This is a genomic window from Streptosporangium sp. NPDC050148 (assembly GCF_055586505.1).
Window position 1 is genome coordinate 118,249 of sequence record NZ_JBVJIA010000002.1, and the last position, 21,353, is coordinate 139,601.

Below are 21,353 nucleotides of genomic sequence, written 5' to 3' on the forward strand. Positions count from 1 at the left end.
GGTGACACCGGTGGTCCCGGGTGGGTTCCGTGGTCGTCCCGGCTCCCGCCGTACCGGATCCCGGACCGGTCCGCGCCTGCCCGCACGGTCCCGCACGGCCCCGGACGGGGGTGCCGGATACGGGATGATGGGGGCGGGATCAACGAGGGGTGGGACATGGCGCAGTGGTGCCTCGGTGTCGATCTGGGGACGAGCTTCTCCGCCGGGGTGATGGCGACCGAGGGGCGCTTCGACGTCCTGGAGGTCGAGGGGGAGCGGCGGATCCCCTCCGCCGTCATGCTGGACGAGCGGGGGACGCTCGTGGCGGGCCGGATCGCCCAGCGCGGCATCGCGATCAGCCCCGAGCGCGTCGAGCGCAACCCCAAACGCTATGTCGGGCGCGGCCGCATGCTGCTGGGCGGCGTCCCGGTGGACGTGGCCGACGCCCTGGCGGCCCTGCTGGAGCCGTTCGTCACCGAGGGGAGGCGCCGGTTCGACGGCGCCGACCCCGACTGCATCGCGCTGACCCACCCGGTGGCCTGGGGTGCCGACCGCAGGGCCGTCCTGCTGGCCGCGGCCAAGAAGGTCGTCAGCGGGGTGCGGATCGCGCTCGTCGACGAGCCCGTCGCCTCGGCCCGCTACTACGCCTCGGGCGGGTGGGCGGCCGGTGGGTCGCGGCTGGCCGTCTACGACCTGGGCGGGGGCACCTTCGACGCGGTGGTGCTCGCCGAGGACGGCGGCGACTTCGCGGTCGTCGGCGAGCCGGGCGGAAGCGACGAGATCGGCGGGGAGGGGTTCGACGAGCAGGTGTTCGCGTTCCTCGGGAGCCAGATCGAACGGTTCGACGCCGACTGGTGGCTGCAGGTGACCACCAACCCCGAGCGTCGTTACGTGAGCTACGCCGCCGATCTGCTCACCATGGCCAGGGAGGCGAAGGAGACGCTCTCGACGTTCGACACCTCCTCGCACTACGTGGTGGGGATCAACGAGGACGTGCACATCACCCGGGCCGACCTGGAGGACCTCATCGGGCAGGAGATCGCCAGAACGGTCGACATCCTGGAGCGGACGATCCGCGGCGCCGGGGTGGAGCCGGACGAGCTGGCCGCGGTGTTCATGACCGGCGGTCCCAGCCGGATGCCGCTGGTGCAGAAGGCGGTGCGCGACCGTTTCGGCGACCGGGTCAGGACCTACGACGACCCGAAGGTCGTGGTCGCGTACGGTGCCGCGCAGCTGGCCTGGAAGCTGAAGGTGGAGCGCCGCGAGCCGGGCGCGCCGGTGCCGGGCGTTCCGGCCGGTGGGCACCGGGCGTCCGGCGGGGGCGCCACCGGAGGGCACATGGTCACCGCTCCCGGGCCGGGCTCCGGCCCCGGGTCCCGTCCCGTCCCCGGGCTCGTCCCAGGTCCCGTTCCCGGTACCGGCGGTCACCACGGCCCCGTCGGCGGAGGCGCCGCGGGGGCCAGGGGGGCGGCGGACGGGCCCGTCGTCCAGGGGATCGAGAAGGTCATGGACGGCGTGCTGGAGGCGCGCGTCGCGGCGGGCCGCGTCCTCGTCCACCAGGCCTTCGGCAACGGGCACGTCCTGCGCAGGCTCGACGGGATCGGCGGCCGTCACGACCGGGAGCTCGCCTTCGGCAGGCTCGTGGAGTGGGACGCCTCCCCGGAGGGCGTCGTGGCGGTGGAGCGGGGCGGGCCCGCCCAGGTGCTGGTCCGTACCCTCACCCCCGACCTGGCCGTCCGCGCCACCCACCCGATGCAGATGTGGGGCGACCCGGCCGTGATCGCCCACGGCCGTACCGCCTGGGTCTTCTTCCACTCACGGCCGGCTGTCCCGGTCGACGCCTCGGTGGGCCTGCCCTGGGGCGAGACCGGGCAGCTCGCCATGATCGAGCTCGACCTGGGCGGGGGGTTCGCCTTCCAGGCCCCCCGGCGGCACGAGCTGGGCCCGTACGCCCGGTGGTTCCTGAACGAGGGCGACAGGCGGCGCCGGTTGGTCGACCAGGAGGCGCCCAGCGGTACCGAGCCGTCGTCCTCGGTGGGCGCGCCGGGCTGCGCCGTGGTGCTCGGGCAGTTCAGCGGCGACAAGCCGGTGTTCCAGAACGCGCACCACGGCTTCCGGCCGTGGCAGGTGCTCTGCCTGATCGATCCCGGTGGCGTGGTCCGCCCGACGGTGCGGGAGCCGGGACGCGCCTGGCTGCACCAGGTGGTCCTGCACCGGGGCAGGTGGTTCACCTCCGGCTCGGCGGGACTGGAGGCCGACACCGCGGACGGCAGGACCCGGCTGGTCATGCCGCGCCCGCGCGGCGGCGCGCTGCGCTGGTTCCCTGCGGGCAACGAGATCTACGCGGTCGGCGCCGACCAGGTGAGTCCCGCCAGGGGCTGGTCGGTCGGCGTCTTCGACCGGCGCTCCCAGAAGCCGGAGTTCCTGATGGGCAAGCAGTCGGCGACCCTCGCGGGCCACCTCACCTCCCGGCACCGCCGGGAGCGTCCCCGGCTGGTCGCCGACGGCGACTCGATGTGGATGACCATGCTGGACGCGGGCCGCAGCAGGCTGCTGCACGTCACCCCCGCGGGAGCGCGGGAGGTGCACCGCACGCCCGGCACGTTCGAGCCGGTCGTCCGGGTCCCCACCGGCCTGCTCTGCCTGCACCGTCCCGCCGATGCGGCCGGTGCCACCCGCGACCACCCTGCGACCCTGGTGCACCTGCCGCTCTGACGGTGACGTCCCGCCGCCCCCGGTCTCCGGCCTTCGACGCTCCCGGAGGTCGAAGGCCGAGGGCACACGCGAACGCGGGCCCCGGGAGGGAGTCTCCCCGGGGCCCGCGTCCGACGACGCGCGTCCTGCGGCCGGTGCTCAGCCCTCGTCGGCGCGCAGCGAGGACACCGGGTGCGGGCCCTCCGTCTCCAGCCGGTACTCCCGGCCGGACTTGCTGCGGTTCTCGTCGATGACGATCTCGCTCGGCGGCTTCTCGCCACCGTGGATGGCCGCCTGCCAGCCCTCGAACCGCTCGTGCATGTCCCTGACGTAGCCGGTGCCGATCGTGGTGAAGTCGATCGTGTCGGTCAGCAGCTGGCGCAGGTACGCCTTGTTCGGCTCGAAGGTCACCGGCGCCGGCAGGACCGGTGCCAGGACCTGCTCGGGCTCGCGCCCGTCATGACGCTTGAACATCTCCGCCGCGAGGCGCAGGTGCTCCAGCTCCATGTTCAGGTGCAGCTCCCAGATGGCCTTGACCTTCGGGTCGGACTCGGTCTCCATGAACGAGTGGTAGAGGTAGCACTCGTTGTACTCGTGGGTGAGCAGCTGCTCCCACCAGGTCTCGCCCGGGTCGACCAGTGACTCGTAGTGGGTGACGTGCTCCTCCTCGATCAGCCCGATCTCCTGGTACAGCTGGCGGGCGATCGGCTCCATGTAGGTGGGGCCGACGTTCATGTAGAAGTTCATGGTCTGCTGCTCGGCCGCCATGATCGTCAGCGCGTGCAGCCGGGAGAGCGGGTCGACGACGTTCTTGTCGTAGGGCTCGCGCACGTTGTCGACCGGGTGGCGGTGGTGCAGGTAGGTCGGCCGGCCGGGGGTGACCTCGGTCAGGTTGTCGACGATCTTCTCGGCCTTGCGGTGCTCGATCATCTCGTACAGGTTGGCGTACCGGTACAGGTGGTCGAAGTCCTCCAGGACGCCGAACTCGTAGGCGCGCTTGAGGTAGGGGTCGGGCTCCATCCGGGCGACCCAGGCGGTCAGGTCCACCGCGACCTGCTCGTAGGCGATCGTGGTCTCCAGCACCGACGCCAGGCCGGGCAGCAGCCAGTTGACCACCTTCTGCTGCTGGGCCTCGATGTAGCGGACCTCGGCCAGCTGCTGCTTGACGGCCGGGTCCGGGCAGTGCCGGGCGAACTGGTGGCTGAACATGATCGACTCGACTTCGATGCCGTTCAGCGCGATGATCCGGCACCGGGTGTACGGGTCGCCGTGATCGGGGTCTATGGGGGTGACGTTGAGTTCACGCCAGTTGCGCAGTTGCCTGTCCAGCGGGATGCCCCGCTCCTGCAAGGGGTTGAAGGTCATACGTGCTCTCGCTCCTTCTAAAGCAGTGACGAGTGCGGAGAGCCTCCGATACCCCTCTTCTCAAGGGCCAATCCGGTTTCCGCAAAGGATGATTCGACGTGGCTCTCACGCTGGGGGTCAGCGGCCGAAGTCAGAACGCGCCGGTGACGGGGCCGCGGATCCGGGCCGTTCAGGAGGTGCTTCCGGAGGCGTTCGCGGCGGTGCTCCCGACGGCCTTCCCGGCGGTCTCCGTCGGTGCTCCCGGGGCGGCGGATCCGGGCCGTTCCGGGCATGCTTCCGACGGCGTTTCCGGCGCTGCTCCCGTCGTGACCACCCCCGGATCGGGGCCGCATCCGAGGGCCGCACCGTCGGGCGCCGGGCGAGCGGACGCCGCCTCTTCCCGCCCCGTCGATGGTTTGGCAGGTCAGACACGGGGGAGTGCGACGCCATGACATACGACGTGGTGGTCATCGGAGGCGGAGCGGCGGGGCTCAACGCGGCGTCGGTGCTCGCCCAGGCGAGGCGGCGCGTTCTCGTGGTCGACGCCGGGACGCCTCGTAACGCCCCGGCCGCACAGGTGCGCGGCTACCTGTCCCGGGAGGGGACCAACCCCGCCGAACTGCTGAAGACGGGCCGGGAGGAGGTGCACTCCTACGGTGGCGAGGTCATGGAGGAGACCGTCACCGGGGTACGGCGGGACGGGGAGGACTTCCTGGTGGAGTTCAAGGGCCGGGAGGGGGTGCGGGCGCGGCGGCTGCTGGTGGCGACCGGCCTGCGTGACGAGCTCCCCCCGGTGCCGGGCCTCGCCGAACGCTGGGGCAGGGACGTGCTGCACTGCCCCTACTGCCACGGTCACGAGGTGCGCGACGAGGCGATCGGCGTGCTCGGCACCGACGAGGAGGGGCCGGAGCACGCGCTGATGCTGCGGCAGTGGTCGGACGACGTGACGCTGCTGCAGCAGGTGCCGATCGGTGACGAGGACCGGCGCAGGCTCGACGCCCGTGACGTGTCCGTGGTGGAGGGTCCCGTCACGGAGCTGGTGGTCGAGGACGACCGGCTGACCGGTGTACGCGTCACCGGCCGGGACGTCGTCCCGGTCGCCGCGATGTTCGTCACCCCCGGTTCCACGGCCAACGACGACCTGCTGACCGCCCTGGGATGCGAGATGGACGAGAACGGCTGGGTGCGGACCGACCCCGACGGCCTGACCAGCGTGCCCGGCGTGTGGGCGGCCGGGAACGTCGCCCATGACACGGCGCACGTCATCACCGCCGCGGGAAACGGCCTGGTCACCGCGATCGCCATCAACGCCGACCTCGTCGAGGCGGACGTGCGGGCCGCGCTCGCCGCCCGGGCCGCGGCCTCGGCGGAGCAGGACGAGAGAAGGGCGTCCTGACCGCCGCGCCGCTCGCGAGACGACCGTGACGGCCGGTCCCTGAGAACCGGAGTCGACCGTGGCCCTCACGGCGGGACGAGGCCGCGGAGGGGTTCCCGATCCCGGAGATCCCGGTCGGGGCACGGGTGCCGACCGTCGTGGACGACGCATCGGGCCACCCGGCCACGACACCTTCGGACGTGCCGCCGGTCGGCTAACCGCCGAGGAATCCCTCGACGGCCTCGGCGAAGGCCTCCGGAGCGGTGACCCAGGGGTAGTGGGCCCCGGGCAGCACGACGCTGGTCCCGCGGGGGAAGATCCCGGCCAGCTCGGCCGCGTGCGCGGGCGACGGTCCCGGGTCCTGCTCTCCCGCGATCACCAGGACCGGCGCGGTGACCTTCGCCAGGCCCGCCCGGGTCCGCTCGGGGGCGGGCATGCCGGTGTGGAAGCGCTTCGCCGCCTCGGCCGAGCGTTCGGCGAACCGTGTGGCGTGCGCCTCGGCGGTCTCGTTCCAGGGACTGTAGAAGAACGGCTGCGCCCTCAGGCGCCGGCTCTCGTCGCCCGCCTCCCACGCCTCGAGGTCCACCAGCCTGCTCTCGTACCAGCTCTCACCGGCCCGGCTCTCGATCCGGGCGCACCACTGCTCGTCGGTGATCTCGATCCCCGCCGGGTGCACGCTCGGTGTGACCAGCACCAGGTGCCCTATCCGTCCGGGGTACCGGGCCGCGTACAGCAGCGCCAGCCCTCCGGCCGCCGAATGCCCGAGCAGGTCCATCCGCTCGAACCCCAGGCGCACCCGAAGCGCCTCGACGTCCGCGACCATGCGGTCCATCGCGTACGTGTCCGGATCACGGGGCACCGCGGATTCGCCGGTTCCCCGGTTGTCCAGCAGGAGGAGCCGGCGCCGGGCCGACAGGCCGCCGAGATCTCCTAAGTATCCCGAGGACCGTCCGGGCCCGCCCGGCAGGCAGACGAGCGCCGGTCCTTCTCCCCGCTCGTGACAGACGAGCGCGGTCCCGTCGTACGACGTGAAACCGATCATTCCCTCATCCTGGCATCGCGGCCCGGGAGCCGTGATGCCAGGATCTCGATCTTCGGTCCGGAACCGGCCGGATGACCGCCTGCGCGCCTCGCCGCGATCGCGCACCGACTCGTTAAGGTGGTTCCGTCCATGTCGCGCGCTCAGTGGCGCCCGGCATGAATGATCTTCCCCCCGTGTGCCGACATCGACGCCCGGGAGAGAAGTTCATGGTCCGCAGGCCCGTCCTTGCCGCCGGATGCGTTCCGGTGATCGTCGCGCTCGCCCTCGCGGCCGTTCCGGCCCGCGCCGACCGGCCCGGCGGAGTCGTCCTCGCCCCGGCGGCCGCTCCAGCCGTCCCGGCCGTTTCGGCCGTCAAACCGCCGCCGGGCATGCTGGAGGCCATCGAGCAGGACCTGAACATGAGCAGGGAGGAGGCCGAGACCCGTCTGATCAACGAGAACCGGTTGCTCGCGGTCGCGGCCCGGCTGAAGGAGAGGCTCGGCGTCCGCTTCGGCGGTGCCTGGCTGCGCACCAAGACCGCGCACACCCTGGTGGTGGCCACCACCAGCGCCGCCGACATCCCCCAGATCATCGTCGAGGGCGCCCAGGCCGAGGTCGTCCCGCGCTCACTGGCACAGCTGGTGGCGATCAGGAAGAAGCTGGACGCCGCCCTGCCCCCGCAGCCGCTGCTCTCCAGCGTGCGCTACGTCGACGTCAAGCGCAACAAAGTGATCGTCCTGGCCACGACCCCGCACCGGGTCGAGACCTTCGTGCAGAAGGCCGGCGTGGACCGGGCGGCGGTGACCGTGCTGCCCTCCGTCGAGATCCCCCTGCCCCTGAGCGCCCCCTCGTACGAGCTGGTGGGCGGCGCCGCCTACTACGTCGGCCCGGTCAACCGCTGCTCGGTCGGCTTCTCGGTGCTCAAGGGCACCCGGTCCGGGTTCGTCAGCGCCGGCCACTGCGGCAAGGCGGGGGACGTCACCACGGGCTTCAACCGCGTCCCCCAGGGCGTCTTCCAGGCCTCGACGTTCCCCGGTGGCGACCACGCCTGGATCACCGTCAACGAATCCTGGAGGACGATCCCCGCGGTGGACAGCGGCGCGGGCTCCACCGTGCCCGTCTCCGGCGCCCGGCCCGCGGTCGAGGGCGCCTCGGTCTGCCAGTCCGGCTCCACCACCGACTGGCAGTGCGGCCGCCTCCAGCAGCTCAACGCCAGCGTCACCTACCCCGGGGGCGTCGTCAGCGAGCTGACCCGCACCAGCATCTGCGCCGAGCCCGGCGACTCGGGCGGCCCGATCATCTCCATCGACCAGGCGCAGGGCGTCACCTCCGGAGGCTCGGGCGACTGCGCCTCGGGCGGGACCACCTACTTCCAGCCGATCGCCGCGATCCTCACCGCCTACGGCCTGACCCTGAAGACCACCGGGGACGACCTGCTGCCCGGGGCCTCCCGGACCTGCACGGGGTACCCGCGGCAGGTGACCGGCACCCTGGTCAAGGGACAGGACGACTACCAGCCGGCCGAGCCGTACCGCTCGGCCGTCGCGGGCCTGCACGTCGGGTGCGTGGACGGCCCGGAGGGTGCCGACTTCGACCTGTACCTGGAGAAGTGGACGGGCCTGAAGTGGCTGACCGTGGTACCCGGTGACAGGGTGACCTCCGACGAGATGGTCAGCCACCAGGGCACGCCCGGCTCCTACCGCTACCGGATCACCGCCACGGTCGGCTCCGGTCCCTACGTCCTGGGATTCACGGCGCCCTGAGCCTCCGGCTCCGCGGGTGCCGCCGGTGGTGCCGGTGCCGCCGGTGGTGCCGATGGCGCGGTCTCGCGGCCCGTCCCGGCGTCACACGGGATTCCTCGGGCCGTCACGGCCGACCTATACTCGCTTCGACGACTCATGACGACATACGCCGACTCCTCACCGGACGCCTTCGCGAAGCTGCCCGACGTGTTCAGGGCGCTCGCCAATCCCGTGCGGCTCCAGGTGCTCCAGTGGTTGCGCGACCCCGAGCGTCATTTCCCGGTGGAGGGCGCGGTCGCGGACGAGGTCGGCGTGTGCGTGAGCCACATCCAGGCCAAGACCGGGCTCGCGCAGTCGACCGTCTCCGCCTACATGGCCGAGCTGCAGCGTGCCGGGCTGGTCCGCTCCACCCGCGTCGGGAAGTGGACGCACTACCGGCGCGACGAGGAGCGCATCGCCCGGCTCGTCGACGAGCTCGGACGCTCGCTCTAGCGGCATGTGACCCGCGGGGGAGACCCCGGTCCGGCCGGACCCGACTTGCTTCATATCGACATTATGCGATACTTCGATTCACTTGGAGATCACGAGAGACGGTCCCGGACCGTCGTCCGGGAGGGGAACATGGGCGCGATCGAGGGGATGGACCTGGGCCGTTTCGGGGTCTGGACGTTCGACTTCGAGGACCGGCCGGCGAGCATGATGCGGGACTCCGTCCAGGAGCTGGAGGAGCTCGGCTGGCGGGCGTTCTGGATCCCGGAGCGCGACGGGCGCGAGGCGATGACGCACGCCGGGTTCCTGCTGTCCTGCACCGAGCGCATGACCGTCGTCAACGGCATCGCGCAGATCTGGTCCCGGGGGGCGCGGTGGACCCGGGGCGCGGCGACGCTCCTGGCCGACGCCTACCCCGACCGCCACCTGCTCGGCCTCGGCTTCGGGGGCGAGCGCCCGGGGGTCACCAGCCCGCTGCGGGCGATGGGCGAGTACCTGGACGAGATGGACGCGGCGACGAGCGCCAACCCCGCGCCGCGGGCACCGATGCGGCGCCTGCTGGCGGCGTACGGGCCGAAGATGCTCGAACTCGCCCGCGACCGGGCCGGGGGCGCCCACACCTACCACGTGACGGTGGAGCACACCGCGCAGGCGCGCCAGGTGCTGGGGGAGGGCCCGTTCCTCGGCGTCGAGCACGCGGTGCTCTTCGAGACCGACCCGGCCAGGGCGCGCGAGATCGCACGCGAGCACCTGCACGTCTACTTCGGCACGACGTACAACATCGCCAAGTTCCTCCGCCTGGGCTACACCGAGGCGGACATCGACGGCGGCCGGGGCAGCGACCGGCTCGTCGACGACCTCGTGTTCTGGGGGGACCTCGACACGATCGCCCGCAGGCTGCACGGCCACCTCGACGCCGGGGCCGACCACGTCGGCGTCCAGGTCATCGGCGTCGAGCCCGGCCGGTCGGCCATGCCGCAGTGGCGGCTGCTCGCCGAGGCGCTGCGGCCCGGACCGGCCGCGGGGTAGGGGCGACGGCCCGCCCGGAGTCCGGGCCCACCCGGCTCCGGGCGTCCGGGGCCGCGGCCGGTCCCGCCTCCCCGGCGAGTCGGCCGCGCGAGCCTGTGAGGTCACGGCCCGGGATGGAACAATCGCCGTATGCCACGCTTCACATGTCTCACCGTCGAGGAAGCACGGACCCTGAGCCGTAACCAGCTCCTTCCCCGCATCGAGGACGAGCAGAAGTACTGGTACGGGCGGATGAACCGCGGGGAGATGCGCGTCGGCGACGACGAGGCGTTCAAGACCTTCAACCGGATCCTGCACGTCGTCACCGGCCCCGGCCGTTCCGCCGCCGACGCCGCCGACGCAGGGTCACTGCTCGACGACGACCCCCGCGACCGGGACCACTGGACGAAGCCGCTCGGCGAGCTCGGCGACCTGTAGACGGAACGCCGGAATAGCCGGAAAGCCGGAACGGCCGCGGGCCCGGCAGGGTCCCTAGAGTCCCTCAGGCCCCCTGGGGATGACGCCGGTGGAGCAGGCAGAACTCGTTGCCCTCGGGGTCGGCCAGCACGACGAAGCCCTCCTCGCCCGTCTGGCCGACGTCGACGCGGGTGGCGCCCAGCCCGACCAGCCGCTCGACCTCGGCCTGCACGTCGCCTCCGTCGGGGACGTGCAGGTCGGGGTGGTTGCGGTTCTTGTCGCGCTTGGGGGCGTCCGTCTGCTGGAGCCAGACGGTGAGCGAGCCGCGCGGCGCGTCCGCCGGAGGCCACAGGTGCGGGCTCTCACCGTCGTGCTCGATCTCGTACCCCAGCGCCGCCGACCAGAACGCCGCCATCCTCCGGCTGTCGTGCACGTCGAGTGTCCACTGCGCGAACCGGCTCGTCACGTGTCTCCTCCTCGTGGTCCCTGCTGATCCCTCGTGTTCCCCCGCGGTCCGGCCTACCCGGAGGCGCCGGAGATATCTGCGCGCCCGGCGCCCAGGGCGGCCACCGCGGCGGCCAGCTCGGCGCGGAGCTCCCGTCCCCGGGTGGTGAGGGTGCCGATCGCGGCGATGCGGTCCTGGCCGGACCGCCGGGCCTTGAGACGGTCGGCGGCCGAGCGGGCCGAGGCGGACCTCAGCTCGGCGCGCCTGGTCTCCAGCTCCTTGCGTCGCCGGGCCAGGCTCTCGTCCGCGGTCTGCTCGACGCCCACCCGCCAGGTCGCCACCATGCGCTCCAGGTCGAGCGTCATCTCCCGGGCGACCACCGAGAACTGGTCGCGCAGCGCCCCCCTGATCGCGGCCTGGCTGCGCTGCACCTTCTCCATCGAGCGGCGTCCCATGAAGATGGCCGCCCCGATGGCCGGGGCGACCAGGACGAAGCCCACCGGGCCGAGCAGCGCCGTGGCGAAGCCGCCCAGCGAGAGCCCGATCGAGGCCGAGGGCAGCACGTCCCGGATCAGGTCCACGTCGCCCGCTTCGTCGGCCGCCAGGTCGCCCCTCACCTGGACCTGCGACAGGCCCGGCATCGCGCGCCCCCCTCCGGCCAGGTCGACCGGGTCCATGCCGAGGTCGCGGGCGAAGGCGTCCAGGGTGGTCCTGGCCAGCCTCTCCACGTCGTGGACGATCTGCGACCAGGCGGCCTCCAGGGAACGCTGGACGCTCTCGGGCAGCTCCGCCATGTACCGGTCGATCTGGTCCTGCTTCTTCAGCGTGGCGATCGTGTTCTCGTACGGCCGGCGGATCTCGGCGACCCGCGCGGCCACGATGCCCGCGACCTCGCGTCCGAGGAAGGTGTTGGCCACCGCGCCCGCCCTGCGGCGGCCGGAGAGCTCGGCCAGCTCGGCCAGCCCGGCGTCCACCTCCGCCAGGCGCGCGGCCACGTCGCCCTGGTCGTCGGAGCCCGCGGCGACGTCGTCCCCGGCGCCGGTCGCCAGCGTGCCCAGCACCGACAGGGCGGCGGCGACCACCGTGGCACCGCGCGCGGAGTCCCTGCCCTCGGCGAAGCCGCGCAGGTGGCGTTCGAGCGCGTCCATGCCGCTGCGCGCCCGCAGCGAGTCCGCCCGTTCGGCGCGTCCCTCGCGCCGCTTGGCCTCGGCGGCCTCGGCCAGCTTCGCGCTCACCGGGAACCAGGGCGCCTCCAGCAGCGGCGCCAGCGTCGCCGCCCTTCCGGGATCGGCCGCGATCGCCTCGGTGACGAACGTCCTCAGCCGCGTCCTGTTCTCCTCCATCAGGCTCCGCCAGTTGGCCGAGTCCTCCACCTTGGTCAGCACGAACGCGATCGCCTGCACCCGCTCGGCCGCCTCGGCGAGGAACTCCAGCTCGTGCCGGAGCACCGGCTGGTCCTGGGCGCTGAGCGTGAACAGCAGCGCGTCGGCCCGCAGCAGCATGGCCACGGTCACCTGCCGGTGCCCCACCGTCAGGCTGTCCACGCCCGGGGTGTCGAGCAGCCGCAGGCCGTCCAGGAGGGGGGAGTCCACGGTGACGTCGACGCTGACGACGTCGCGGCGCCTGCCCGCGTCGCCGCGCATCGAGGCGTGGTCGGGGATCGACTCGACGGTGATCGGCGTCCGGACCGGGCCCGCGCCGGTGCTGCGGTGCACGACCGCGGTCAGGCGGGGGCCGCGCCGCAGCGACAGGAAGCAGTTCGTGGCGACGTCGGCGTCGACGGGCAGCAGGTCGGGGTGGCCGACCAGGGTGTTGAGCAGGCGGCTCTTGCCGCGTTTCTGCGCACCGGCGACCACGACGTCGGTGCACTCGTCCTGCCAGCGGCCCGCGCAGGCGGCCAGCACCTCCGCCAGGTCCGGCCTGCCGCACCGCCCGGCCAGCGCGTGGACCTCGTTGGCGTAGCGCAGCAGCCGGGCCACCGGGCCGTTCGGGTCGGGGCTCGTCATCGGACACCTCCAGCGTGAGGGGGCGGGACCTCGGTCCCGGGGGGAAGGGCGGCGGGCCGCGGGATGGGGTCGCGGGGCCGGGAGAGCGGCGGCCGGGCGGGCGCGTCCCGGGGACGGCGGCTCAGGAACCGGTCCCGTAGCGCGACCAGATGGTCTCGTACGCCTCGCAGAGGGTCTCCGCCGCGCGTCGCTGCCGCAGCGAGAGCGGCCGGTGGGTGAGGATCCGAAACCGGGCGCCCAGGGCCGCGGCGTGACCGGCGACCTCGACGGGCGGTGCACCGGGCGGTGCGCCGAGCTGGGTGGCCAGCTCGGTCCCGGTGACCAGGAGCTCCAGTGCCCGCCGGTCGTCGGCCGGGACCAGGGGGGAGGCGCGCAACGCCTCGATCGCGGCCGGGTCCACCCGGACCGCCGGAAGCGGCCCGCCGTTCCCGGGCCCGCCACCGGGGCCGTTCCCGGGTCCGCCACCGGGGCCGTTCCCGGGGAGGCCGTCGGCGGCGTCGGCGCCGTCGGCGCGCTCCCGCTCGTCCAGCGCCGCCGCGACCATGTCCTCCAGCACGGTCAGCACGTCCCGGGCCCGCTGCCCGCCGGTGCGGCCCTCGCTCATCATGGCGAGCGTGCGCCAGCGCATCGCCGCCGCCGTGGCCGCGGCGGCGATCTCGTCCGGGGACGCCTCGGCGGACAGGCCGAGCCGCCCGGCGGGCTCGTCGTGACGGGCCAGGCGGAGCAGCTCGCCGGTCATCTCCTCGTTCAGGACCAGCGTCCCGCGGCCGAGCGCCTCGGCGGCGGTGAAGATCCGCAGGCCGCCCAGGGCGGTCGCGATCGGGCGGTTCTCGTCGAGCTGGGCCGCCAGCGCGTCCAGGGTGACGCGGTCGGACCCCAGTGCGGGCGTCCGGGCGATCGCGCGCAGCCGGGTCAGCGCGTCGAGCGCCTTGAGCTGGTCGGCGCGGCGGGCGAAGTGGGCCAGGCCCGCGGCCACGGAACCGGTCGCGGCCCGTCCGGCCGAGGGTACCCCGAGCGCTCCAGCAGCAGCGTGGTGAGCGCCCCGGGATCGGCGGTCCCGGCCTCGCGCACCGCCCGCACCGCGACGGTGAGGCCGTAGCGGTGCAGCCGCTCGACCAGCCGGTGCCGCACCCTCGCCGGTACGGGCAGCTCGGGCGCCGTGCGGAAGTCCTCCAGGTCCAGCAGGTGGTCCTCCAGGTCGTCCTCGTCCATCGCGGCCAGCGCCTCCAGCGCGGCCGTCTCCTCGGCGTCCAGTGGCCGGGCCCGCGCGGTCTCGGCCAGCAGGCCGATCACCGGGACCACGTCGAAGACCGAGATGCGCAGGTCCCGGTACCCCTGGGCGGCCAGCCTCCTGGCGGTCGGCCAGGGGTCGTCCTCGTCGCCGCGCCGGTCGACCTGGCCGAGCACGGCCAGGGTGTTGACGCAGCTCATGCCGGAGGCGTCGGTCAGCGCGCGGAACTCCGCCAGGGTGGCGTCGTCGAACCTCTGCACGTAGCGGAGCACGTAGATCATCGCCTGCGCGCGGTCGTCCTCGTCACCGGAGCCGAACAGCATGCTCCTGGCCGCCCGCTCGTTGGCCGCCGTCACCGTGTTCATGCCCGGGGTGTCGACGACGGTGACCGTGCGCAGCGAGGGCAGGTCGAGCGCGACCCGCAGCCTCCGGATCCGGGACACCTCGACGCCGAGGTCGGCGGGGAGACGATGGCCGGGCAGCAGCCGGGAGTGGGCCACACCGCCGTCGGTGAGCTCGATCGTGATGCGGCCGTCGTCCTCGCCGTACTCGTACCGGGTGACCACGAACGTGCACTCGCCGGCGTCCACCGGTGCGACGGGCAGCCCGAGCAGCGCGTTCACCAGCGTGGACTTGCCGCTGCTGACCGCGCCCGCCACCGCGACCCGCAGCGGCGCGTCCAGGCCGGCGCGCACCTGCGCCACCCGCTCGCGCAGGTGCGAGCCGGCCAGCCGGGCCGCGGTGGTGTCGCACAGGCGGCGCAGCAGCTCCGCGGGCCCGGTCCTCATGGTGTCTCCATAATCAGCCTGAATCCAGGATTGTTACGGTCCAATATCATGACGCGGTACTTCGCGCCCTATGTCGTGGGACGTGGTGTCATTAGCTGATTTTTCGCCCGGTGAGAAGGGACGACCGGATGACGACCGTGGCGCCGGGCGCCACCGTGGCCGACGACCTCCCCGCCGGGACATGGACCGGAGCGGGGAGCGGCGCGGTGGCCGGGGCCGAGGAGGTCCTGCTGCTCGTCCGCGCGAGGGCGGGTGACGAGGGCGCCTTCCGCGCGCTCTGGGACACGGCCCAGCGCCAGGCGTTCGGCCTCTGCCACCAGCTGACCGGCAACCGGGCCGACGCGCTCGACGCGCTCCAGGAGACGCAGTTCGCGGCCTGGCGCGGCCTCGCGGCCTTCGAGGGCAGGTCGTCCTTCCGCTCCTGGGTGATGGTCATCGCGCGCAACGCCGCGTACACGGTGGTGCGGCGCCGCTGTCCCGCCGGGGTGGTCTTCGCCGAGGTGGACGAGGCGTCGGCCGTCACCGAGCCCTTCGAGGACTCCGTGGCCCGGCTGGCGGACCTGCGCCGGGCGATGGACGCGCTGCCGCCCTCCCAGCGCCAGGTGCTGCTGCTGTGGGCGGGCGGCCTCACCTACGAGCAGGTGGCGGTCTCGCTCGGCGTGCCGCTCAACACGGTACGGGTCTGGATCCACCGGGGCAGGCGGCGGCTGCGGGCCGGGCTCACCGACGGCTGACCACCCCTCCGGCCCGCCCGGGACGGGACGGCTCACCGCTCCGCCCCCGTGGAGGGCGGGGGGAGCGGGGCCGGGCGGCTCCGGTGCCACAGGTACGGGCCCGCGGCCACGGCGGCCGGCACGACCACCACCGCCACGGGCGTCAGCGGCAACGGCAGCGGAAGCGGGAGCGGCAGGGCGAGGAGCGCGCCTCGGTCCCTCATCGGTCGCCTTCCTGGTCGGCGGCCCGCGTGACCCCGGTCCGGGTTCCCCCTCGGTGCGGGTCGGGCGGGCTCACGCCGGTTCGCGTGATCGGACGGTCGGGTCAGACGGCCGGGAAGGGGCCCGCGGTCTCGGTGTAGTCGGAGACGCCGTCGCCGTTCAGGTCGACCCGCGTCTCGTCGACGTAGCCGTCACCGTCGTTGTCGAGGTAGACGACGTCGGTGACGCCGTCGCCGTCGGTGTCGTAGCGCTCCTCGTCGGCGAGACCGTCCCCGTTGACGTCGATCAGCTGGGCGTCGGTGCCCCCGTCGCCGTCATAGTCGATGAAGTCCGTGGTCACGTCGAAATCGCTCATTGGTCTGTCCCTTTCCGGTGGTGTTCCACCGGATGAGAGTCGCGATCGCCCCGGATTGTTGCGGCCGTCCGCCGACTTTTCCGCATCATTTTTCCGAGGGCCGGTCCTGCCGGTCCCCCGGCCGGGGGAGACCGGCCAGACCGGCCCTCCCTGCCGCGTGACCGCCCGCGGGTCGCCCCGGACGGCTCAGCTGAGCGCGCGGGCGGTGTGGATCAGGGGCACGTGGCTGAACGCCTGCGGGAAGTTGCCCACCAGCCGCCTGTAACGGGGGTCGTACTCCTCGGCCAGCAGGCCCACGTCGTTGCGCAGCGCGAGCAGGCGCTCGAACAGCTCGACGGCCTCGTCCTTGCGGCCGATCATCGCCAGCGCCTCGGCCAGCCAGAAGCTGCACGCCAGGAACGCGCCCTCGCCACCGGGCAGGCCGTCCACGTCGTTGTCGGGGGAGACCGGGTAGCGCAGCACGAAGCCGTCGACCATCAGCTCGCGCTGGATCGCCTCCACCGTCCCGACCACGCGCGGGTCCTCCGGGGGCAGGAAACCGACGATGGGGATCAGCAGCAGCGCCGCGTCCAGCTCCTGCGAGCCGTACGACTGGGTGAAGGTGCCGCGTACCGGGTCGAAGCCCTTGTCGCAGATCTCGGCGTGGATCCGGTCGCGCAGCTCCTTCCAGTGCTTCAGCGGGCCGGGCTTGCCGAACGCCTCCACCTGCCGGACGGCCCGGTCCAGGGCGACCCAGCACATGACCTTGGAGTGCACGAAGTGCCGGCGCGGCCCGCGGACCTCCCACAGCCCCTCGTCCGGGTCCCCCCAGTGCTGCTCGACGTAGGAGATCAGCTCGAACTGCAGGGTCCACGCCCGCTGGTCGGCCTCCAGCCCGGAGACGCGGGACAGGTGCAGGGAGTTCATCACCTCGCCGTAGACGTCCAGCTGGAGCTGCTCCACGGCGCCGTTGCCGATCCTGACCGGCCGGGAGTTCTCGTACCCGGGCAGCCAGTCGAGCTCCAGCTCCGTCAGCCGCCGCTCCCCGGCGACGCCGTACATGATCTGCAGGTCCTGGGCGCGGCCGGCGATGGCCCGCAGCAGCCACGAGCGCCAGGCGCGGGCCTCGTCGAGGTACCCGGCGCCGATGAGCGCGTCCAGGGTCATGGTGGCGTCGCGCAGCCAGCAGTAGCGGTAGTCCCAGTTGCGGACGCCGCCGATGTCCTCGGGCAGCGAGGTGGTGGGGGCGGCGACGATGCCGCCGGTGGGGGCGTAGGTGAGCGCCTTGAGCGTGATGAGCGAGCGGACCACGGCGTCCCGCCACGGCCCCCGGTAGGTGCACTTCTCCACCCACTCGGCCCACAGCGCCTCGGTCTCGGCGAGCTGGTGGTGCGGGTCGATCTCGTCGGGCCGGGGCTCGTGCGAGGGGTGCCAGGTGAAGACGAAGGCCATGCTGTCCCCCTCCGACACCGTGAACGTGGCGTGGTGGGCGTAGTCGCCGCCCTCCAGCGGGACGGGGGAGTGCAGCCAGACCGAGTCGGGCCCGCCGACGGCCTGCAGGATGTCCCCGTCACGGCGCACCCAGGGCACGATCCGGCCGTAGTCGAAGCGGATGCGGATCTCGGTGGCCATCTCCACCGCCCCCGACACGCCCTCGACGATCCGTACCAGATCGGGGTTGGTGTGACGGGTGGGCATGAAGTCGGTCACCCGCACGGTGCCGGTCGGGGTGTCCCACTCGCTCTCCAGGACGAGGGTCTCCCCCCGGTAGCGCCGCCGGGTGGCGCGCGGGCGCTCGGCGTGCGCCGGCCCGATCCACCACTGCCCGTTCTTCTTGTCGCCCAGCAGCGCCCCGAAGCACGAGGGCGAGTCGAACCGCGGCAGGCAGAGCCAGTCGATGGAGCCGTTCCGGCCGACCAGGGCGGCCGACTGCATGTCGCCGATGAGCGCGTAGTCCTCGATCCACATGCCTCGACGCTAGTGCCTCACCCGAGGTGCGCGCTCCCCCCGGAGGGGCGTCAGGGGGGCGCGACGGCCCGTTCCGCCGGATGCTCGCGCATCATCGCGTGCAGCCGGCCGGCGAACGCCAGCAGCACCAGCGACGCCACGATGGCGATGCCCGCCAGCGTGAGGAAGTACGCGGGCTCGGACATGTACCGTCTCAGCCGCCAGGTCTGCCCGCCCACCGCGTCGCCCACCGAGAACGAGATGAACCACAGTCCCAGCATCTGGCTCTTGAACGCCTCGGGGGCGAGCTTGGTGGTGACCGAGAGCCCGACCGGGCTCAGTGCCAGCTCCCCGAAGACCTGGACGAAGTAGACCAGCACCAGCCACCACACCGAGATCCTGCCGCCCAGGGCCAGCCGCGCGGCCAGGGCCATGAGCACGAAGCTCACCCCGTTGAGGAACAGGCCCGCGGCGAACTTCTGCGGGGCGCTCACCCGGTTGCCCAGCCTGACCCACAGGGCCGCGAAGACCGGCACCAGGAGCATGATGAAGAACGGGTTGAACGCCTGGGTGGTCGCGGGGGTGATCCGCAGGCCGAACAGCGACAGGTCCGTCCTGTTCTGCGCGAAGAACAGCAGCACGGTCGGCGCCAGGTCGTAGATCATCCAGAAGATCGCGGAGGCGATGAAGAGCCAGACGTAGGCCTTCACCCGCGAGCGCTCGTCGCCGGTCAGGTTGTGGCTGCCGAGCAGCACGTAGCCGAAGTACAGCACCGGAACGGCCACGATGAACAGCGTCATCACCAGCGCGAAGGCGTCCAGCGTGAACGTGCCGGACGCCACCCAGGCGGCCAGCGCGGCGGCGACCACCACGACGGCGACGGCGACGGCGATCAGGAAGTGCCCGCGCTCGGCCGAGGTCATCCGGTGCCCCGGCCGCTCGCCCACCCCCCGCAGGTGGCGCCCGCCCAGCACGTACTGCGCCAGGCCGAGCGCCATCCCGACCGCCGCCGCGCCGAAGCCCAGGTGCCAGCGGTCCCCCGAGGCCAGCCAGCCGACGACCAGGGGGGCGACGAAGGCTCCGATGTTGATGCTGAGGTAGAAGATCGAGAAGCCCGCGTCCCTGCGCCCGTCCTCGTCCGGCGGGTACAGCCTGCCGACCATCGTGGAGACGTTCGGCTTGAGCAGGCCCGTCCCGACGATGATCAGCAGCAGCCCGAGCACCACGAAGACGCCGCCCCGCACCGGGACGGCCATGCTGATGTGACCGAACATGATCACAAAACCGCCCCAGAGCACCGCCCTGCGGGCCCCGAGCACCCGGTCGGCGATCCAGCCGCCGGGCAGGGCGACCAGGTAGATGAGGGCGCCGTAGATGCCGATGACCGCCTGCGCGGTCTGCTCGCTCAGGCCCAGGCCACCGGTCGCGGGGGAGGCGGCCATGAAGGTCGCGAGGATGGCCCGCAGCCCGTACCAGCTGAAGCGCTCCCACAGCTCGGTGCCGAACAAGGTGGCGAGGCCGCGCGGATGCCCGAAGAAGGTCCTCTCGCGAGCCGGTCCCTGCGATGACATGCGCCCCCCTGACGACGTGTGATCGAGTGGACACTCTACGTACGAGATCCGGCGACACGCGGGCGCGGCCGGGCACGGTGGCGTTTCTTCTCCCTTTCAGGGGCTTGTCCGGAGGGAACGGCGTGTGGTGCGATGCATGCCACTTGCGCAAGCGAACACTTTCTGGAGGAGCGCCATGGCCGGTGTCCTTGATGAGCGCGCGGAGATCGAGCGGGAGATCGCGGGCCGCACGGTCTGCGATCAGCTGAAGGAGGCCGCCGACGGCAATCCCGACGCCCCGGCCTACTCCGACCCGGTCGAGGGGGGCTGGTCGACGCTGACCTACTCGCAGGCGCGGCAGCGGGTCCTGGAGATCGCCGCGGGATTCGCCGCCCTCGGGCTGGAACCCGGCGAGGCCGTCGCGCTCATGATGGTCAACCGCAGCGAGCACGTGCTGGCGGACCTGGGCGCGGTGCACGCCGGCGCGGTGTCCTGCTCGGTCTACTCGACGTTCGCCCCCGAGCAGGTCGCCTTCGTCGCCTCCGACGTGCAGGCCAGGGTCGCGGTGCTCGGCGGCCCGGCCGAGCTGTCCAGGTGGGAGCCGGTCCTCGACGACCTCCCCGAGCTGCGCACGATCATCATGCTGGACGGTGCCCCGGCCGGTGACCGCTTCATGAGCTGGGACGACTTCCTGGCCCTGGGCCGCGAGCGGCTCGCCGCCGACCCCGGGGCCGTCGACGCCCGCTGGCGGGCGGTGAACGCCGACGACGTCCTCACCGTGCTCTACACCTCCGGCACCACCGGCAACCCCAAGGGCGTGCCGCTGACCCACGCCAACGTGTTCTTCGAGGTCGTGGCCACCAACCGGATGGCCGACCTGCCGGTTCGGGGCACCCAGATCTCCTACCTGACCTACGCGCACATCGCCGAGCGGGTGCTCAGCCTCTACCTGCCGCTGTTCAAGTTCTCGCACACCCACTTCTGCACCGACCTCGCCCAGCTCGGCGCCACCCTCGGGCAGGTCAAGCCGGTGCTGTTCTTCGGCGTCCCGCGGGTGTGGGAGAAGATGATGGCCCGCCTGCAGGCGCTGCTGGCCACCCAGTCCGAGGAGCAGCAGGAGAACGTGCGCGCGGCCATGGCCGCGGGACTCGCCTACGTCGAGGCCAACCAGTACGGGCGCACCCCCTCGCCCGAGGTGACGGCCGCCTACGAGCAGGCCGACGCCTCCCTGCTGGCGATCATCCGGTCGATGATCGGCTTCGAGAACGCCGGCTGGCTCGCCACCGCGGCCGCCCCCATGCCGCTGGAGGTGCAGCGCTTCTTCGCCGGTCTCGGCCTGCGGATCCTGGACGTGTACGGCATGACCGAGACCACCGGCGCGTTCACCGCCAACGCCCCCGAGCGCTTCAAGCTCGGCACGGTCGGCCAGGCGGGGCCGGGCGTCGAGGTCCGCATCGCCGAGGACGGCGAGATCCTCACCCGCAGCCCGGCCAACACCCGCGGCTACCTGCGCCGTCCCGAGGCCACCGCCGAGCTGATCGACGCCGACGGCTGGCTGCACACCGGCGACGTGGGCTCCATCGACGAGGACGGCTTCGTCAGCATCGTCGACCGGAAGAAGGAACTCATCATCACCGCCGGGGGCGAGAACATCTCCCCGGCCAACATCGAGAACTACCTCAAGGAGCACCCGCTCATCGGCCAGGCCCTCGCCTACGGCGACGGCAGGCCGTACCCGGTGGCGATCCTCACCCTCGACGGCGAGGTGGCCCCCGGCTGGGCCCAGGCGAACGGCATCACCTTCACCACCCTGGCGGACCTGGCCGAGCACCCCGACGTGCTCAAGGCCGTCGAGGGCGCGATCGCCGTCGCCAACGAGAAGCTGGCCCGCGTCCAGCAGATCAAGCGCTGGCGGCTGCTGCCGGTGGAGTGGACGGCCGAGACCGCCGAGCTCACCCCGAGCCTGAAGCTCAAGCGCCGGGTCATCCACGCCAAGTACGCCGAGATCATCGACGAGATGTACCGCGACTGACCGCGGCCCGCCGCGC

18 protein-coding genes are annotated in these 21,353 nt (G+C 72.7%); 8 read left to right on the top strand and 10 right to left on the bottom strand.

The window, feature by feature from the left end:
- Positions 1–156 precede the first annotated feature (156 nt).
- Positions 157–2,694: an Hsp70 family protein gene (locus tag ACZ6RT_RS02320; RefSeq protein WP_470151969.1), complete on the top strand. Its 2,538-nt coding sequence runs from the start codon at positions 157–159 to the stop codon at positions 2,692–2,694.
- A gap of 138 nt (positions 2,695–2,832) precedes the next feature.
- On the opposite strand, the gene ACZ6RT_RS02325 is transcribed toward ACZ6RT_RS02320, so the two are convergent.
- Positions 2,833–4,038, bottom strand: coding sequence for a hypothetical protein (locus ACZ6RT_RS02325; protein ID WP_399188481.1), 1,206 nt, complete (start codon positions 4,036–4,038; stop codon positions 2,833–2,835).
- A gap of 427 nt (positions 4,039–4,465) precedes the next feature.
- Between ACZ6RT_RS02325 and ACZ6RT_RS02330 the strand changes: the two genes are divergently transcribed.
- Positions 4,466–5,413, top strand: a complete 948-nt coding sequence (locus ACZ6RT_RS02330) for an NAD(P)/FAD-dependent oxidoreductase (protein WP_470151971.1) — start codon at positions 4,466–4,468, stop codon at positions 5,411–5,413.
- Positions 5,414–5,606: 193 nt separating this feature from the next.
- Here the strand turns inward: ACZ6RT_RS02330 and ACZ6RT_RS02335 are convergent, their stop codons facing one another.
- On the bottom strand, positions 5,607–6,434 hold the full coding sequence (locus tag ACZ6RT_RS02335) for an alpha/beta fold hydrolase (RefSeq protein ID WP_470151973.1): 828 nt from the start codon (positions 6,432–6,434) through the stop codon (positions 5,607–5,609).
- 206 nt (positions 6,435–6,640) lie between these two features.
- On the opposite strand from ACZ6RT_RS02335, the gene ACZ6RT_RS02340 reads away from it, so the two are divergent.
- From ACZ6RT_RS02340 to ACZ6RT_RS02355, 4 genes are all read left to right on the top strand, one after another.
- Positions 6,641–8,176 carry a S1 family peptidase gene (locus ACZ6RT_RS02340; protein ID WP_470151975.1) on the top strand — a complete coding sequence of 512 codons (1,536 nt, stop codon included), beginning with the start codon at positions 6,641–6,643 and terminating at the stop codon, positions 8,174–8,176.
- 135 nt (positions 8,177–8,311) lie between these two features.
- A complete protein-coding gene (locus tag ACZ6RT_RS02345; RefSeq protein WP_399188495.1) occupies positions 8,312–8,647 on the top strand; it encodes an ArsR/SmtB family transcription factor in 336 nt (111 codons plus the stop codon).
- 129 nt (positions 8,648–8,776) lie between these two features.
- Positions 8,777–9,673 carry a TIGR03620 family F420-dependent LLM class oxidoreductase gene (locus ACZ6RT_RS02350; RefSeq protein WP_470151977.1) on the top strand — a complete coding sequence of 299 codons (897 nt, stop codon included), beginning with the start codon at positions 8,777–8,779 and terminating at the stop codon, positions 9,671–9,673.
- A 129-nt stretch (positions 9,674–9,802) separates the two neighbouring features.
- Positions 9,803–10,090, top strand: coding sequence for a hypothetical protein (locus tag ACZ6RT_RS02355; protein WP_399188499.1), 288 nt, complete (start codon positions 9,803–9,805; stop codon positions 10,088–10,090).
- Between the two features lie 64 nt (positions 10,091–10,154).
- Here ACZ6RT_RS02355 and ACZ6RT_RS02360 read toward each other — a convergent pair whose 3' ends face one another.
- The 4 genes from ACZ6RT_RS02360 to ACZ6RT_RS02375 form a co-directional block, all read right to left on the bottom strand.
- Complete coding sequence (locus tag ACZ6RT_RS02360) at positions 10,155–10,535, bottom strand: VOC family protein (protein ID WP_344903251.1); 381 nt, start codon at positions 10,533–10,535, stop codon at positions 10,155–10,157.
- A 53-nt stretch (positions 10,536–10,588) separates the two neighbouring features.
- Positions 10,589–12,520 (bottom strand): dynamin family protein, encoded by a 1,932-nt coding sequence (locus ACZ6RT_RS02365; RefSeq protein WP_470151980.1) that lies wholly within the window; start codon positions 12,518–12,520, stop codon positions 10,589–10,591.
- 121 nt (positions 12,521–12,641) lie between these two features.
- Positions 12,642–13,496: a hypothetical protein gene (locus ACZ6RT_RS02370; RefSeq protein ID WP_470151982.1), complete on the bottom strand. Its 855-nt coding sequence runs from the start codon at positions 13,494–13,496 to the stop codon at positions 12,642–12,644.
- On the bottom strand, positions 13,433–14,539 hold the full coding sequence (locus ACZ6RT_RS02375; protein WP_470151984.1) for a dynamin family protein: 1,107 nt from the start codon (positions 14,537–14,539) through the stop codon (positions 13,433–13,435). The genes ACZ6RT_RS02370 and ACZ6RT_RS02375 overlap by 64 nt, the downstream gene beginning before the upstream one ends.
- A 128-nt stretch (positions 14,540–14,667) precedes the next feature.
- Between ACZ6RT_RS02375 and ACZ6RT_RS02380 the strand changes: the two genes are divergently transcribed.
- On the top strand, positions 14,668–15,273 hold the full coding sequence (locus ACZ6RT_RS02380; protein ID WP_470151986.1) for an RNA polymerase sigma factor: 606 nt from the start codon (positions 14,668–14,670) through the stop codon (positions 15,271–15,273).
- Between the two features lie 32 nt (positions 15,274–15,305).
- Here ACZ6RT_RS02380 and ACZ6RT_RS02385 read toward each other — a convergent pair whose 3' ends face one another.
- The 4 genes from ACZ6RT_RS02385 to ACZ6RT_RS02400 form a co-directional block, all read right to left on the bottom strand.
- Complete coding sequence (locus ACZ6RT_RS02385; protein WP_470151988.1) at positions 15,306–15,476, bottom strand: hypothetical protein; 171 nt, start codon at positions 15,474–15,476, stop codon at positions 15,306–15,308.
- Between the two features lie 101 nt (positions 15,477–15,577).
- Positions 15,578–15,829, bottom strand: a complete 252-nt coding sequence (locus ACZ6RT_RS02390; protein ID WP_344903238.1) for a hypothetical protein — start codon at positions 15,827–15,829, stop codon at positions 15,578–15,580.
- Between the two features lie 186 nt (positions 15,830–16,015).
- Positions 16,016–17,776 (bottom strand): glycoside hydrolase family 15 protein, encoded by a 1,761-nt coding sequence (locus ACZ6RT_RS02395; protein ID WP_399188511.1) that lies wholly within the window; start codon positions 17,774–17,776, stop codon positions 16,016–16,018.
- Positions 17,777–17,826: 50 nt separating this feature from the next.
- The gene (locus ACZ6RT_RS02400; protein ID WP_470151990.1) at positions 17,827–19,326 is read right to left on the bottom strand and encodes a peptide MFS transporter; all 1,500 of its coding nucleotides are present in this window, start codon (positions 19,324–19,326) and stop codon (positions 17,827–17,829) included.
- Positions 19,327–19,501: 175 nt separating this feature from the next.
- Between ACZ6RT_RS02400 and ACZ6RT_RS02405 the strand changes: the two genes are divergently transcribed.
- Positions 19,502–21,337, top strand: coding sequence for an AMP-dependent synthetase/ligase (locus tag ACZ6RT_RS02405; RefSeq protein ID WP_470151992.1), 1,836 nt, complete (start codon positions 19,502–19,504; stop codon positions 21,335–21,337).
- Positions 21,338–21,353: the final 16 nt, after the last annotated feature.

Coding starts and splice junctions, on each gene's coding strand:
- ACZ6RT_RS02320 (WP_470151969.1), top strand. CDS start 157: ATGGCGCAGTGGTGCCTCGGTGTCGATCTGGGGACGAGCTTCTCCGCC.
- ACZ6RT_RS02325 (WP_399188481.1), bottom strand. CDS start 4,038: ATGACCTTCAACCCCTTGCAGGAGCGGGGCATCCCGCTGGACAGGCAA.
- ACZ6RT_RS02330 (WP_470151971.1), top strand. CDS start 4,466: ATGACATACGACGTGGTGGTCATCGGAGGCGGAGCGGCGGGGCTCAAC.
- ACZ6RT_RS02335 (WP_470151973.1), bottom strand. CDS start 6,434: ATGATCGGTTTCACGTCGTACGACGGGACCGCGCTCGTCTGTCACGAG.
- ACZ6RT_RS02340 (WP_470151975.1), top strand. CDS start 6,641: ATGGTCCGCAGGCCCGTCCTTGCCGCCGGATGCGTTCCGGTGATCGTC.
- ACZ6RT_RS02345 (WP_399188495.1), top strand. CDS start 8,312: ATGACGACATACGCCGACTCCTCACCGGACGCCTTCGCGAAGCTGCCC.
- ACZ6RT_RS02350 (WP_470151977.1), top strand. CDS start 8,777: ATGGGCGCGATCGAGGGGATGGACCTGGGCCGTTTCGGGGTCTGGACG.
- ACZ6RT_RS02355 (WP_399188499.1), top strand. CDS start 9,803: ATGCCACGCTTCACATGTCTCACCGTCGAGGAAGCACGGACCCTGAGC.
- ACZ6RT_RS02365 (WP_470151980.1), bottom strand. CDS start 12,520: ATGACGAGCCCCGACCCGAACGGCCCGGTGGCCCGGCTGCTGCGCTAC.
- ACZ6RT_RS02375 (WP_470151984.1), bottom strand. CDS start 14,539: ATGAGGACCGGGCCCGCGGAGCTGCTGCGCCGCCTGTGCGACACCACC.
- ACZ6RT_RS02380 (WP_470151986.1), top strand. CDS start 14,668: ATGACGACCGTGGCGCCGGGCGCCACCGTGGCCGACGACCTCCCCGCC.
- ACZ6RT_RS02385 (WP_470151988.1), bottom strand. CDS start 15,476: ATGAGGGACCGAGGCGCGCTCCTCGCCCTGCCGCTCCCGCTTCCGCTG.
- ACZ6RT_RS02390 (WP_344903238.1), bottom strand. CDS start 15,829: ATGAGCGATTTCGACGTGACCACGGACTTCATCGACTATGACGGCGAC.
- ACZ6RT_RS02395 (WP_399188511.1), bottom strand. CDS start 17,776: ATGTGGATCGAGGACTACGCGCTCATCGGCGACATGCAGTCGGCCGCC.
- ACZ6RT_RS02400 (WP_470151990.1), bottom strand. CDS start 19,326: ATGTCATCGCAGGGACCGGCTCGCGAGAGGACCTTCTTCGGGCATCCG.
- ACZ6RT_RS02405 (WP_470151992.1), top strand. CDS start 19,502: ATGGCCGGTGTCCTTGATGAGCGCGCGGAGATCGAGCGGGAGATCGCG.